Annotated in this window: 16 protein-coding genes; 10 read left to right on the forward strand and 6 right to left on the reverse strand. The window is 70.3% G+C overall.

Annotation, left to right across the window (positions count from 1 at the left end):
* Window positions 1-53: 53 nt before the first annotated feature.
* The 3 genes from MRBLMI1x_RS02310 to MRBLMI1x_RS02320 all read left to right on the forward strand — a co-directional run bounded on the left by MRBLMI1x_RS02310 (window position 54) and on the right by MRBLMI1x_RS02320 (window position 2,498).
* Window positions 54-695 carry a GNAT family N-acetyltransferase gene (locus tag MRBLMI1x_RS02310; RefSeq protein WP_363455618.1) on the forward strand — a complete coding sequence of 214 codons (642 nt, stop codon included), beginning with the start codon at window positions 54-56 and terminating at the stop codon, window positions 693-695.
* A gap of 92 nt (window positions 696-787) precedes the next feature.
* Entirely contained in the window at window positions 788-1,171 is a 384-nt protein-coding gene (locus MRBLMI1x_RS02315; RefSeq protein WP_018187738.1) for a cytidine deaminase family protein, read from the forward strand.
* Window positions 1,172-1,211: 40 nt separating this feature from the next.
* Window positions 1,212-2,498 (forward strand): MFS transporter, encoded by a 1,287-nt coding sequence (locus MRBLMI1x_RS02320; RefSeq protein WP_363455622.1) that lies wholly within the window; start codon window positions 1,212-1,214, stop codon window positions 2,496-2,498.
* Here the strand turns inward: MRBLMI1x_RS02320 and MRBLMI1x_RS02325 are convergent.
* From MRBLMI1x_RS02325 to MRBLMI1x_RS02350, 6 genes are all read right to left on the reverse strand, one after another.
* The gene (locus MRBLMI1x_RS02325) at window positions 2,495-3,007 is read right to left on the reverse strand and encodes a tetratricopeptide repeat protein (RefSeq protein WP_363455625.1); all 513 of its coding nucleotides are present in this window, start codon (window positions 3,005-3,007) and stop codon (window positions 2,495-2,497) included. The two genes, MRBLMI1x_RS02320 and MRBLMI1x_RS02325, sit on opposite strands and share 4 nt — an antisense overlap.
* Complete coding sequence (locus MRBLMI1x_RS02330) at window positions 3,000-3,512, reverse strand: GNAT family N-acetyltransferase (protein ID WP_363455628.1); 513 nt, start codon at window positions 3,510-3,512, stop codon at window positions 3,000-3,002. The genes MRBLMI1x_RS02325 and MRBLMI1x_RS02330 overlap by 8 nt, the downstream gene beginning before the upstream one ends.
* Window positions 3,513-3,774: 262 nt before the next feature.
* Window positions 3,775-5,952 (reverse strand): heavy metal translocating P-type ATPase, encoded by a 2,178-nt coding sequence (locus MRBLMI1x_RS02335; RefSeq protein WP_363455631.1) that lies wholly within the window; start codon window positions 5,950-5,952, stop codon window positions 3,775-3,777.
* Window positions 5,949-6,230 carry a heavy-metal-associated domain-containing protein gene (locus MRBLMI1x_RS02340; RefSeq protein ID WP_018187743.1) on the reverse strand — a complete coding sequence of 94 codons (282 nt, stop codon included), beginning with the start codon at window positions 6,228-6,230 and terminating at the stop codon, window positions 5,949-5,951. Before MRBLMI1x_RS02340 ends, MRBLMI1x_RS02335 begins: the two co-directional genes overlap by 4 nt.
* Before the next feature lie 19 nt (window positions 6,231-6,249).
* Complete coding sequence (locus tag MRBLMI1x_RS02345) at window positions 6,250-6,531, reverse strand: metal-sensitive transcriptional regulator (protein WP_018187744.1); 282 nt, start codon at window positions 6,529-6,531, stop codon at window positions 6,250-6,252.
* 207 nt (window positions 6,532-6,738) lie between these two features.
* Complete coding sequence (locus tag MRBLMI1x_RS02350) at window positions 6,739-7,443, reverse strand: FadR/GntR family transcriptional regulator (RefSeq protein WP_363455636.1); 705 nt, start codon at window positions 7,441-7,443, stop codon at window positions 6,739-6,741.
* Window positions 7,444-7,581: 138 nt separating this feature from the next.
* On the opposite strand from MRBLMI1x_RS02350, the gene MRBLMI1x_RS02355 reads away from it, so the two are divergent.
* From MRBLMI1x_RS02355 to MRBLMI1x_RS02385, 7 genes are all read left to right on the forward strand, one after another.
* Window positions 7,582-8,964, forward strand: coding sequence for a GntP family permease (locus MRBLMI1x_RS02355; protein WP_116227766.1), 1,383 nt, complete (start codon window positions 7,582-7,584; stop codon window positions 8,962-8,964).
* Complete coding sequence (locus tag MRBLMI1x_RS02360) at window positions 8,957-9,724, forward strand: SDR family oxidoreductase (RefSeq protein WP_020098341.1); 768 nt, start codon at window positions 8,957-8,959, stop codon at window positions 9,722-9,724. The genes MRBLMI1x_RS02355 and MRBLMI1x_RS02360 overlap by 8 nt, the downstream gene beginning before the upstream one ends.
* Window positions 9,725-9,741: 17 nt before the next feature.
* On the forward strand, window positions 9,742-10,764 hold the full coding sequence (locus MRBLMI1x_RS02365) for an L-idonate 5-dehydrogenase (RefSeq protein ID WP_363455640.1): 1,023 nt from the start codon (window positions 9,742-9,744) through the stop codon (window positions 10,762-10,764).
* A complete protein-coding gene (locus tag MRBLMI1x_RS02370; protein WP_363455643.1) occupies window positions 10,761-11,255 on the forward strand; it encodes a gluconokinase in 495 nt (164 codons plus the stop codon). The genes MRBLMI1x_RS02365 and MRBLMI1x_RS02370 overlap by 4 nt, the downstream gene beginning before the upstream one ends.
* A gap of 188 nt (window positions 11,256-11,443) precedes the next feature.
* Window positions 11,444-12,025 carry a class I SAM-dependent methyltransferase gene (locus MRBLMI1x_RS02375; protein WP_363455646.1) on the forward strand — a complete coding sequence of 194 codons (582 nt, stop codon included), beginning with the start codon at window positions 11,444-11,446 and terminating at the stop codon, window positions 12,023-12,025.
* A gap of 59 nt (window positions 12,026-12,084) precedes the next feature.
* Window positions 12,085-12,636: a MarR family winged helix-turn-helix transcriptional regulator gene (locus tag MRBLMI1x_RS02380; protein ID WP_256335328.1), complete on the forward strand. Its 552-nt coding sequence runs from the start codon at window positions 12,085-12,087 to the stop codon at window positions 12,634-12,636.
* A complete protein-coding gene (locus MRBLMI1x_RS02385) occupies window positions 12,633-13,550 on the forward strand; it encodes an NmrA family NAD(P)-binding protein (RefSeq protein ID WP_363455649.1) in 918 nt (305 codons plus the stop codon). Before MRBLMI1x_RS02380 ends, MRBLMI1x_RS02385 begins: the two co-directional genes overlap by 4 nt.
* Window positions 13,551-13,686: the final 136 nt, after the last annotated feature.

The raw sequence follows: 13,686 nt of genomic DNA on the forward strand, positions 1-13,686 counted from the left end.
ACGCGGGCTCCTGGCCGGCGTGCTGAGCGTGCGGCTGTGCACGGATGCAATGGATGCCGCGCGACACGCCGCGCCCCGGCATCCATCACCGGCGGGGCCGGAAGATCACCTCGACAGGCTGGCTTCGCGGGCTTCCGACCATGACCCCGGATGCCGCCTACTTGTACGTTGGTCAGGTGTCGCCACGCATCAGGTTCGCAACCACGGCGGACGCGACCTCGATCGAACGGATCGAGAACGACGCGGACCGTCTCCTGATCGACCGGCTCGAACCCGATGCATGGTCGCCGGCGCCCCCGGGTGCGGAGCGCATCACGGACCTGGGGTTCGTTCTCGTCGCGGAGGTCGACGAGGACGTCGTGGGCTTCGTGCACGTTCTGGAGATCGACGACGCGTGCCACCTGGAGCAGCTGTCCGTCAGTCCGGCGTTCGCGCGGCGGGGCCTGGGCCGGGCCCTGACGGAGGCCGCGAAGCGTCACGCCGGTGAACGCGGGCATTCGCGGATCACGCTCCGGACGTTTGCGGACGTGCCGTGGAACGCACCGTTCTACGCGACGGTGGGCTTCGCCGAGGAGGAGCCCTCGACCGCGTTCCACCGCTCCCTCGTCGAGGTCGAGGCACGCCTCGGACTCGACCGCTACGGGCGGCGCGTGCAGATGGGCGCGACCCTCCGACCCGCCAGCGCCGTGCATTGAGCGGACGCCGCCGCCTAGGTCGACAAGGTGTGTGTCGTCCGAACCTGCGCACCAGCGATGACAAGACCCAGCGCACACTACAGTTGCCCTCCATGCGACCCTCTGAACCTGACCAACAGGTCATCGCCGCGGCTGAGGCCCGTGCCCGCACGCTGGGGGAGAACGCGAACCACACCGTCGCCGCCGCCGTGATCGACATCGACGGTCGCGTCCACGAGGCCGTGAACGTCTTCCACTTCACCGGCGGGCCCTGCGCAGAGTTGGTCGCTCTCGGCGTCGCGGCGACCGCTGGGGCACCGCGACTCCTCGCCATCGCTGCGGCCGGCGACGGTGGGCGCGGCCTGATCCCACCATGCGGCCGGTGCCGTCAGGTCCTGCTCGACCAGCACCCGGACATCCTGGTCGCCATCCCCACTGCCGACGGTCCCGTGATGCGGCCGGTCGGCGAACTGCTCCCGGATGCTTACTTCCGCTGACCGCGCATCACCCGCCCACCCGCGCGGATAGGGTCGCACCATGCGCAACGCGGGCCCGCCGGGATCGTCCGGCGAAGGCCGAACCGAGGTCCTGCGCATCGCGGCGTTCCGACTCTTCTGGACGGCGACGACCATCCGCGCGTTCGGGTCGGCCATCGCGAACGTCGCGTTCCAAGTGCTCATCGTCACGGTGGTCGCGGCGACGCCGGCGCAGATCGGCATCCTGAACGCGCTGGGCGTCGCGCCGTACCTCTTTCTCGGGTTCATCATCGGAGCGCTGATGGATCGTTGGAACCGGCAGCGCACGCTGGTGCTGACGAGCATCGGCCGCGCGGTCGTCTTCGCGCTGATCCCGGTCCTGCTGCTGCTCGGCCACCTCGACTTCTGGTCGCTCGCGGCGATCATGCTCACGCTCGGAGTCCTGACCCTGTTCGCCCAGTCGGCGGAGCAGCCGTTCGTGCCGCAGATCGTCCCCCGGTCGTCCCTCGTGTCGGCGAACGCGAGACTCGGCCAGAGCGAGACCGTCGCGGGGACGGCGGGCCCTGCTGCCGGGGGCGCACTCCTCACCCTCGTCGGCGCGCCTCTCATCTTCGTGTTCGAGGCCGTCATCCATGCGGTGTCGGCCGTTCTCCAGTCCCGCATCCGGGTCACCGAGTCCGCGCCCGCTCCCCGCAGGGCGGGTCGTCACATCGGTCACGACATCGTCGAAGGCATGCGCTTCACGTACCGGCACAAAACGCTTCGCCCGCTGGCGCTGTCGGTGCACGTCTGGTTCCTCGGCAACAGCATCGTGGCGACCGTGTTCGCCGTCTTCGCGCTCCGAGAACTGGGGATGCCGGCCTGGGCCTACGGCATCGCGGTGGCCGTCGGCGGGGTCGGCGGCTTCCTCGGCGCGATCATCGCGCCCGCCGTCGGCGAGCGGATCGGAGCCGGGCGGGCGATCCTCGTCGGCCGCAGCCTGACGGTCGTGCCGTGGCTGCTCCTGGCGGTCGTCCCTCTCAGCAGCGCGACGACCATGACGGTGCTCCTCGTGATCGTGTCGATCGCGCAGTTCCTCTTCGGCCTGGCGATGGGCGTCGAGGATGCGAACGACATCTCGTATCGTCAGGCGATCGCGCCCGATGCGATCCAGGGCCGCATGAACGCGACGATCCGCACGACGAACCGCATCGTCTTCTTCTTCGGTGCCCTCGGCGCCGGGGTGCTCGCCACCTGGCTCGGGTACGCGGCCAGCCTCGGCGTCGCGGCCGCGGTCTTCGCCGTCGCTGCGTTGGTGATCGTGTTCTCGCCGCTGCGGAACGCGCGCCACGGCGAGGCCGGGGTCTAGCCGGCGGATTCTCCCGCGTCCAGGTCGCGCAGATAGGCGGCGTTGCCGCGGATCGCCGGCTTGTAGCGCTCGAGCTCGGGAGAGTCGACGTAGCTGGCGATCACATCGAGGAGCGATCCGAGCGCGGCGTGCACGTGCCCCGCCGCGTGCAGCGTGATCGCCTCGAAGACGGCGAGGGATGCGGCATCCGGAAACTCGTCCCGTGCCGCGGCGAAAAGCGCGATCGACTCATCGAGCCGACCGAGGTTGCGCAGCGTGCTGCCGTACTGCAGGAGACAACGGCGACGAACATCTCCCTCGAGGTCAGCCGCGAGAGCCTGTGCGTAGAGCTCGGCAGCCGCTTGTTCCTGACCGGCCGTATCGTGCGCGCCCGCGTACTCGTAGAGCACCCGCGCGTCCGTCGGATGCTCGTCGTGGATGACTTTCAGAGCCGCCAGTGTCGGCGCCATGTCGTCGCGATCGCGTGCGGCCAGCAGTCGATCGAGCTCGGCGTATACGGCGTCAGTCATGATCCGATCGTGTCACGGTGCCGAGGGCGCGTTCGAAGAACACGAGGTCCCCACGTCGGCCGACCTCGTGAAGCCCTGCTTTCTCGAGCACCCGGCGGGATGCCGCGTTGGTGCGTTCGGTGTCGGCCTTCGCGCGAAGCGCACCCCACTGCCCGGCGTGATGCAGGGCGAGCATGACCGCGGCAGATGCGAGCCCATACCCTCGTGCCGCGGGTATCAGGCCGTAACCGAATTCGACCGCGCCGCTCGCATCGGGCGGCCCGAAGAACCCGAATCCGCCGACGGCGACGCGGTCATCAGGACGCCGGATCGCGTACATCGTGAACGGAGTCTCCGACGGTTCCGAGGCCGCCAGCGCGGCCAACGGGTCGAGTTCGTCGACGAACGGGTAGTCGGGATGCCAGTCGTCACCCGGTTGCTCGGTGCGATCGATGATCCGGCGGGCGATGTCAGGAGTGATCGGGGTGAGGAGGACGTGGCTGTTCGCGAGCATCAGCTCCATCATCGCTTGCACCTCCACGCGCTTCGGCGTCCGCCGATGCAAGAGATCCGAAGCGACACGCGGGTGATGGATGCCGGAGTGCGGCGTGTCGCTCGGCATCCATTGCATCGGTGAACATTTCCCTCGACGCTTCCCGCCCGCCACCCTGTCAACGAATGCAAGAGATCCGGGGCGACACCCCGGTGAGGGATGCCGCGGCCCGGCGTGTCGCGCTCGAACTATTGCATCCGCGAACGGGCGCGACGCCCGCGCGCCGAGCACACGCTCAGCCCCGCCCGACCCCCTGGAACCCGCGCAGACGCAGGCTGTTCGTCACCACGAACACGGATGACAGCGCCATGGCGGCCGCGGCGACGAGCGGGTTCAGCAGCGCCGCCATCGCGAGCGGGATCGCGGCGACGTTGTACGCGAACGCCCAGAACAGGTTGCCCTTGATGACGCCCAGGGTCCGCCGCGCGAGGCGCACCGCATCGGCGACGACGGTGAGGTCGCCCGAGACGACGGTGATGTCGGATGCCGCGATCGCCGCATCCGTTCCGCCGCCCATCGCGATGCCGAGGTCGGCAGCGGCGAGCGCCGCGGCGTCGTTGACGCCGTCACCGACCATCGCGACGACCCGGCCCTCACCCTGCAGGCGACGGATCGCGTCGAGCTTGCCCGCCGGAGTCACGCCGGCTTCGACGCGGGAGATCCCGACGTCGGCGGCGACCCGCGCTGCCGATGAGGCCGTGTCGCCGGTCAACAGGATCGGCTCGAGCCCGAGCTCGCGGAACCGGGCGATCGCCGCGGCGCTCGAGTCCTTCACCGTGTCGGCCACGACGATCGCACCGAGGTATGCGCCGTCGCGCGCGACCGCGACGACCGTCCCCTCGGGCAGATCCGCGGGCACGGCGACGGCCCACTGCTCGGCCAGCCACGACGGCCGGCCCGCGACGACGGCCGCGCCGTCGATGACGCCCTGCACACCGAACCCGGCGTGCGACTGGAACAACTCGACACTCCCCGGGGCCGATGCCGCGACGATCGCGCGGGCGACCGGGTGCTCCGACCCCGACTCCACTGCCGCAGCGACCGCAAGAAGCTCATCGCGGGACACGCCCGCAGGCAGCACTTCGGTGACGCTCATGCGTCCGGTCGTGACGGTGCCGGTCTTGTCGAGCACGATCATGTCGACGGTGCGCGTCTGCTCGAGCACCTGAGGTCCGCGGATCAGGATGCCGAGCTGCGACCCGCGTCCGGTCCCCACCAGCAGGGCGGTCGGGGTCGCGAGTCCGAGCGCACACGGGCACGCGATGATGAGCGTCGCGACGGCCGCGGTGAAGGCGAGCTCCCACGGCGCACCGGCGATCGTCCAGCCGACGAGGGCGGCGAGCGCGAGCCCGATCACGACGGGCACGAAGACCGCCGAGACCCGGTCGGCGAGGCGCTGCACCTCGGCCTTGCCGGTCTGCGCCTCCTCCATTAGCCGCCGCATCCGCGCCAGTTCGGTGTCGGCACCGACGCGGGTGATCTGCACCTCGAGGCGCCCGTCGACGTTGATCGTCGCGCCGACGACGCGGGACCCTTCGGCGACCTCGACGGGCATCGACTCACCCGTGAGCATGCTCGCGTCGATGCTGCTGAGCCCTGCGGTGACGAGGCCGTCCGACGGGATCTTCTCACCCGGTCGCACGACGACCGTGTCGCCGACGACGAGCTGTGAGACGGGAACGCGCGTCTCGACACCGTCGTGCAGCTTCGCGGCATCCGTCGCCCCGAGTTCGAGGAGCGCGCGCAGCGCCTCGGACGACGCCCGCTTCGCGCGGGCCTCGATGTAGCGGCCCGCGAGGATGAAGACCGTCACGAGCGCGGCGACCTCGAGGTAGATCTCGTGCCCGCCCGCCCGCGGCGCACCCACCAGCGTGAAGGTCATGGTCATGCCGGGCATGCCGGCGCCGCCGAAGAAGAGCGCGTAGAGGGACCAGCCGAACGAGGCGATCACTCCGAGGCTGATGAGGGTGTCCATCGTCGCCGCGCCGTGGCGCAGGTTGACGGCGGCGGCCCGGTGGAACGGCCACGCGCCCCAGACCGCGACGGGGGCGGCGAGGGTCAGCGCGAGCCACTGCCAGTTCTCGAACTGCAGCGCGGGGATCATCGACATCAGCGCAACGGGCAGCGACAGGGCGGTGCTGATCAGCAGCCGCTGTCGGAGGGGCTTCGTCTCGTCCTCGGACTCGGCAGCTTCCGGCTCGGGCGTGGGTACGGTCGCGGCGTACCCCGCGGCCTCGACGGCCGCGATGAGCTGCGCTGTCTCGACACCCTCGGCACGGACCCGCGCCTTCTCGGTGGCGTAGTTGACGGATGCCTCGACGCCGGGGAGCTTGTTGAGTTTCCGCTCGATGCGGGTGGCGCACGAGGCACAGGTCATCCCCGAGATGTCGAGCTCGACGTCGGTGGTGCTCACGCCGACACCCGGGTGTATCCGGCCTCCTCGATGGCGGCGGTCAGGGCGTCGTCGTCGAGGGGGGTCGCGCTGTGCACGGTGACGTGCGAGGTGCCGCCGGCGACGAGGTCGACGGACACAGCCTCGACACCGTCGATCTCGGAGAGCTCTTCACGAACGCTCGCGACGCAGTGCGCGCAGGTCATCCCGGTGACGAGGAGTTCTTCGTTGACAGCGGATGCCGGGGCTGCGGCGGACGCGGAGACGTCGGTGAGTCCGAGCTGGATGCGGTCGGTCATGGTGTTCTACCTCCGGGTTTCAGGAGCGGACGAGACGCGCGATCGCGTCGTTCGCCTCGCGGATCTTGTCGGCGGCGACCTGGCCGCCTTCGGCACTCGCCTCGGCGACGCAGTGGCTGAGGTGGTCGGACAACAGCGAGAGCGCGACGGTCTCGAGCGCCTTCGTCGCGGCGGAGACCTGCGTGAGGATGTCGATGCAGTACTTGTCCTCGTCGACCATGCGCGCGATGCCGCGAACCTGGCCTTCGACGCGGCGCAGCCGCTTCTGCAGATCGTCCTTGTTCGCGTCGTATCCGTTCATGCTGAATACGGTACCCCCCTAGGGTATACGCGTCAAGCAGCCGGCGCCGCGCGGCATCCCTCCCCTGTCACGACACGCCGCGCAGCCCCACACATCGCGACAGGCGAGCACCGACGGCCAACCCCGCCACGCCCTCCCCTGTCACAACACGCCGCGTGGCCCCGCACATCGCGACGGGCGAGCGCCGACCACGGCGGCCTGTGCGAGTCAGACTTCCTCGACCTCGCCGGAGACGAGGGTCAGGTGCTCCCGGGCCGAGGCCTCCGCGTCGGCACCGCGGCCGTCGCGGATCGCCTGGGCCGTCGCGAGGTGGGCCTCGAGGGTGCCGACCCGCGGCATCCCGGGCGTCAGCCCTCGCACCGATCGGCCGCGCAGGATCTCGGCGATGGGGTCGCCGAGCTTCTCGAACAGGGCGTTGCCCGAGGCTTTCAGCAGAAGCCGGTGATACGCGATGTCGGCGTCGAGGTACTCGTCCGAGTCACCGAGTCCCTGATTTCCGAGGTCGCTGAGCAGCGTCGCCCACCGCACGAGCTCGTCGCGCTCGGCATCCCCCGCCCGTTCCGCGGCCAGCCGGGCGGCGACGGGTTCGACGGCGACGCGCAGGTCGGTCAGCTCGATCAGCACGTCGCGCCGGCGCGGACTGTCGAGCGACCACTCGATGATGTCCGCGTTGAGGATGTCCCACTCCGCCTGCGGACGGACGACGAGCCCGACGCGGCGACGCGAGGTCAGCAGCCCGTGCGCTTCGAGGACCCGGACCGCTTCGCGCACGACCGTCCGCGATGCAGTGAACGACTCCTCGAGACCGGCGAGGGTCAGCCCGGTTCCGGGCGGCAGCTCACCGCCGACGATCCTCCGGCCGAGGGTCTCGACGATGTGAGCGTGGGATGCGGTGGTGGCAGGCGTGGGCATCGGTGTCCTTCGTAGCGATGCTCACGCTACCGCGAAAAGTACGATCATTCGCTTGCGAAAGGTACTACTTATGTGGCACCGTGGGCTCGCTGCCGGGAATGGCCCCGGCACCGGGACGATTCACTGGAGAACACACCCATGGATGAGTGGACGCAAACACTCGGAGCGCTACCGCTCCTCCTGATCGCGGCCGGAGCGGTCGCCCTGATCCTCCTGCTCATCATCAAGGTGCGCCTGCACGCGTTCATCGTGCTGGTGCTGGTCTCGCTGCTCACGGCGCTGGCCACCGGCATCCCCATCGGCAGCATCGGCAAGGTGCTGATCGACAGCTTCAGTTCCACGGTGGGCACGGTCGCGCTCCTCGTCGGTTTCGGAGCGATGCTCGGCGCCCTCATCGAGAGCTCGGGTGGCGCCCGCGTGCTCGCCGAGAAGATGGTCTCGGTCTTCGGCGAGAAGCGAGCCGCGATCGCCCTCAGCGTCGCGTCGCTCCTCATGGGCTTCCCGATGTTCTTCGACGCCGGCCTCGTCGTCATGCTGCCGATCATCTTCGCGGTGGCCCGGCGCATCGGCGGCAAGCACATGCTGCTCTACGGCATCTCGGCCGCCGCCGCCTTCTCGGTCATGCACGTCTTCGTGCCGCCGCACCCCGGCCCCATCACGGCCAGCGAGACCTACGGCGCCAACCTCGGCCTCGTCCTGCTCATCGGTCTCGTCGTCGCGATCCCCACCTGGTACCTCAGTGGTTACCTCTGGGCGCGCTTCATCGACCGCCGCATCCCGCTCGCTATTCCGCGCCTGTTCGGCGAGGACGTCGAGCCCACGAACCCGCCGAAGGCCGGCACCGTCATCGGCGTCATCGCCATCCCGCTGGTCCTGATCCTCCTCAACACCGGTTCCGCCGCGCTCGTCTCGTCCGGAGCCGTCGACGGCACCGCCGTCTGGGTGCAGGCGCTCGGCCTCATCGGAACGAGCCAGGTCGCCCTGCTCATCGCGGTGCTCGTCGCCCTGTTCGTCCTCGGCACCCGCCGCGGTGTCGGCGGCAGCGCTCTAGACAAGATCGTCGAGTCCTCGCTGGGGCCGATCTGCTCGGTCGTCCTCATCACCGGCGCCGGTGGCATGTTCGGCGGAGTCCTTCGCGCCTCGGGCATCGGCGACGCGCTCTCGGACTCTCTCGCCTCGATCGGTGTGCCGGTCATCTTCGCCGCCTACATCATCGCCGTCCTCCTCCGCGTGGCGCAGGGTTCGGCCACGGTCGCCCTCGTGACCGCCGCGGGCCTCGTCGCCCCGGCCGTGGTCTCCGGCGGCTTCAACCCGCTGCAGGTCGCCTGCATCGTGCTCGCCACCGCCGCCGGCTCGGTCTTCGCCGGTCACGTCAACGACTCCGGCTTCTGGCTCGTCGGTCGCCTCATGGGCATGGACGTCAAGACGACGCTCAAGACCTGGACCGTGCAGCAGGCCATCGAATCGGTCGTCGGTTTCCTCATCGTGCTCGGCATCTTCGGCGCGGTGTCCCTTGTCTGACGTCTTCGACCTCACCGGCCGCCTGGCCCTCGTGACGGGATCGTCGCGAGGGCTCGGCCAGAGCCTCGCCGTCGGTCTCGCCGAGGCGGGCGCCCGCGTCATCGTGCATGGCCGCGACGCCGAGGCGGTCGGCCGCAGCGCCGACGCGATCGCCGAGCGCACCGGCGTCCGTCCTGAAACGACCCTGTTCGACGTGACGGATGCCGCGGCTGTCGAGACGGCGATCGGTGAGCTCGTCGAGCGGGTCGGGACACCCGACATCCTCGTCAACAACGCCGGTATCCAGCGACGGGCGCCCTTCGCGGAGTTCCCCGTCGCGGACTGGGATGCCGTCATCTCGAGCAACCTGTCGAGCGCGTTCTACGTGTCGCGCTTCGTCGCGCCCGGCATGATCGCGCGCGGCTCGGGCAAGATCATCAACATCGCCTCCGTCCAGTCGCTGCTCGGGCGTCAGACCATCGCGCCGTACGCCGCGAGCAAAGGCGGTATCGCTCAGCTCAGTCGCGGGATGGCCGCGGATCTGGCGCGCCACGGCATCCAGGTCAACACGCTGTCGCCGGGGTACTTCGCCACCGAGATGAACGCGGCGCTCGTCGCGGACGCGGACTTCTCGGACTGGGTCGCCCAGCGCACCCCGGCCGGCCGCTGGGGTGACGTCGCGGAGCTGCGCGGACCGCTCGTGTTCCTGGCCTCGGCGGCGAGCGACTTCGTGAACGGCCAGAACCTGTTCGTCGACGGCGGCATGACCGCGGTCGTCTGATCCGAGGAGAGACACACATGGACGCAGTCGTCATCGGCGGCAAGCTCGACCTCACGGTGGCGGACCATCCCGTCCCCGAGCCCGACGCGGGGCAGGTCCGCGTGCGGGTGGCATACGTGGGCATCTGCGGATCCGACCTGCACTATTACTCCGAGGGCGCGAACGGCGCGTTCGTGGTGACGGAGCCGCTCGTTCCCGGGCACGAGCTGTCGGGCTGGGTCGACCTCGACCCCGACGGCCGCTTCGCACCCGGCACGCCGGTGACGGTGCATCCTGCCCGCTTCGGTCCCGAGGGGCCCATTCCCGTCGAGCCGCACCTGCGCCCCGGCGGCAGCTACCTCGGCAGCGCCGCGACGACCCCGCACACGCAGGGCGCGATGAGCGAGTACCTGGTGGTGGATGCCGGCATGATCCGGACCCTGCCCGCCGACCTGCCCGTGCGCCGCGCCGTCCTGGCCGAGCCGCTCGCCGTCGCCCTGCACGGCGCCGGCCGCGCCGGCTCCCTCGCCGGTGCGCGCGTGCTCGTGTGCGGCGCCGGTCCGATCGGGCTCCTCGCCGTCGTCGCCGCGCAGGAGGCGGGAGCGGCGAGCGTCGAGATCACCGACCTGCTGCCCGAGCCGCTGGAGCGCGCACGGGCGCTCGGGGCCGATGCCGTCTGGCGCGTGGGTGAGGAAGAGATCCCCTCCGACGCCTACGACGTGATCCTCGAGTGCTCCGGTGCCGCACCCGCGGTGTCGTCCGCGATCGCCGCCGTGCGCCGTCGAGGCACCATCGTGCAGATCGGGATGCTGCCGAACCAGCCGGTCGGCGTGAACATCGCCCCGCTCATCTCCAAGGAGGCGACGCTCACGGGCGCCTTCCGCTTCCTCGACGAGATCGACGAGGCGATCGAGGTCCTGCGGCGTCGCCCCGAGATCGAGGCCGTCATCACCCACGAGTTCCGCCCCGACGCGGCCGTCGACGCGTTCGAGACCGCACGGCGCTCCGCCGAAAGCAGCAAGGTCGTCGTCGCTATGAACTCTGCGAAGGTGGAATCGTGAGCACTGCACCGCGCGTCGTCGTCATGGGTCCGAGCGGATCGGGCAAGACCGCCGTCGGCGCGGCCCTCGCTGTCGACCTCGGCGTGGACTTCGTCGATGCGGACGATCTGCACCCCGCTGCCAACGTCGAGAAGATGGAAGCGGGTCACCCGCTCGACGACGATGATCGCGCGCCCTGGCTCGACATCGTCGGACAGACCCTCGCCGAGGCGCCGGGCCTCGTCGTCGCATGCTCCGCCCTCGCGCGGCGCTACCGCGACCGGATCCGCGCCGCCGCTCCCGACGTGCGCTTCGTCGAGTTGGTCGTCTCGCCCGAGGAGCTGGACCGTCGGATGCGGTCGCGTCAGCACTTCATGCCGCCTGCGCTCCTGGCCTCGCAGCTCGCGACCCTCGAGCACCTCGGGGCGAACGAACCAGGCGTCGCGGTCGAGAACGTCGGGCGCATCCTCGACGTCGCGCGCCGCGCCCGCATCGCGCTCGACGTCGCCTAGGGGCGCCCCCGGGGGCATCCCGTTCCCCTGTCACAACACGCCGCCCGCCCGCGCACTTCGCGACAGACGAGGGGGTGCCGCGCGGTCGCGCCCGCTTCTCCTGTCACAACACGCCGCGCGCCCGCGCACTTCGTGACAGGCGAGCGGATGCTGCGCCCGAGAGCAGCGCGCCGCGCGAGAATGGCCCGATGGCGGAGGCGAGCGACTGGCAGCAGTACTACTCCGCTGCGGCGGGCCGGGCGCCACGGCCCCACCTCGTTGCGGCTCTCGAACACGTGAGCCGCGTAGGGACGGCGATCGACCTCGGTGCCGGGGACGGCGTCGACTCGCGATTCCTCCTTGATCGGGGCTGGAAGGTCGTGTCCGTCGACGCGACACCCGGACTGCGGGAGCGCATCGCGGCACGTGCGGACGCATCACCGCGTCTCGATACGCGGGATGCGTCGTTCGAGCATCTCGACGAGTTGCCGGATGCCGATCTCGTCCTCGCAAGCTATTCGCTTCCGTTCGCTCGCGCGACCGAATTCGCCCACATCTGGACGCTGATCACTGCGGCGCTTTGCCCGGGTGGCGTCTTCGCGGGTCAGCTCTTCGGACATCGCGACGATTGGGCTGCGCGCGACGACGTGCTCACACACTCGGCGAGCGAGGTTGCGGACCTTCTTGCGCAATGGCAGATCGTCGAACTCAGCGAACGCGAGAGGGACGGCCCGTCGGGTCGGGGGCCGAAGCACTGGCACGTCTTCGACATCATCGCCCGTCGCCTCTGATTCAGTCGGTCGCAAGATCGTATTTGCAGAAGACGATCTTGCAAATGTACGGTTGCGACGTGATCGACACAGAATCATCCGAGATCGACTGGGATGCCGGCGGCATCGAGACCGAGCTGGGCTGGGCCCTGCCCCTCACCTTCCAGACGTTCACGCGCCTGGGGACCGAAGCGGTGAGCGCGATGCCGCAGGGTCCGCGCGGGTATCAGGTGCTGGTCGCGATCACGACCGAGGAACCCTCGTCGCAGCTGCAGCTGGCCCAGCGCCTCGGGATCGACAAGACGCAGATGACGTACCTGCTCGACGCGCTCGAAGCGGAGGGCCTCGTCTCGCGCAGGCCGGCGCCGACCGATCGACGCGTGCGCCACGTCCATCCGACCGACGCGGGCCGCGCCACCCTCGACACCGCGCGTGCACAGCTCCGCCAGGCGGAGGACCGCCTGCTCGGCACGCTCGACCCCGATGAGCGCGCGACGCTCCGGACCCTCCTCGCCCGTGTCGCCGTCGCCGCCGACGCGGCGCGCACCGACCCGGACTTCGAACACCCCGTCGCCGCGCCCGAGCGCTCGCGCCGCGGAACCTCCACCCCCACAGACAGGACCCCCTCGTGACTACCACCGTTCTCGTCGCCGGCGCAACCGGCGACATCGGCAGCCGCATCTCCCGCGAGCTCCTGTCCCACGACGTCCAGCTCCGGGTGCTGACCCGCCCCGGAACCTCAACCGCCGCCGACCGATTCGGCGACGACTCGCGGGTCGAGGTCGTGACCGCCGACTACGCGGACCACGACGCGCTCGTGGCCGCGGCATCCGGTGTCGACGTCGTCGTCTCGGCGGTCAGCGGCATCCGTCCGGTCATCGTCGACGCGCAGCGCGCACTCCTCGCCGCAGCGGTCGCGGCCGGCGCGCCCCGTTTCCTCCCGTCGGACTACTCCGCCGACTACCGGCGCCTCACCCCGGGGACCAACCGCAACCTCGAGCTGCGCCGCGAGTTCGCCGCGGACCTCGACGCGGCGCCGATCCAGGCGACGTCGGTGCTGAACGGCATGTTCACCGAACTGCTCGCCGGTCAGGCACCGATGATCCTCCGCGATCGCAAACGCGTGCTGTTCTGGTCGTCGGCCGACCAGGTGCTCGACGTCACCACGAAGGACGACACCGCCCGGACCGTCGCCCTGGTCGCCCTCGATGCGGACGCCCCTCGCGTCGTCGAGGTCGCCGGCGACCGGATCACCGCCCGCCAGGTGGCGGAGCTCGCCTCCGAGCTCAGTGGCGAGACCTTCAAACTGCAGTGGGCGGGCACGACGAGGACGCTCTCGGCGATGGCCGCGGTGGGACGACGCCTCTCGCGCGACCCTGACGAGACGTTCCCCGCCTGGCAGGGGATGCAGTACTTCGTGAGCATGTTCAGCGGCGAGGGCGAACTGCGCCACGTGGACAACGAGCGCTATGGACGTCAGAGCTGGACGACGGCCCGCGACATCCTGAAGCCCTGGCTCACGGGCACGGGAGCCCCCGCAGCCTGACCCCCGCTCCACGCGGCATCCCGCGCTCCCCTGTCACAACACGCCGCGCGCCTCCGCACATCGCGACAGGGCAGCGAGCGCCGCGCCCCTGACCCCCACTCCCCTGTCACAACACGCCGCGCGCCTTCGCACGTCG

The sequence above is a fragment of the Microbacterium sp. LMI1x-1-1.1 genome, from assembly GCF_040676205.1.
In the GTDB taxonomy this organism is placed as follows: domain Bacteria; phylum Actinomycetota; class Actinomycetes; order Actinomycetales; family Microbacteriaceae; genus Microbacterium; species Microbacterium aquilitoris.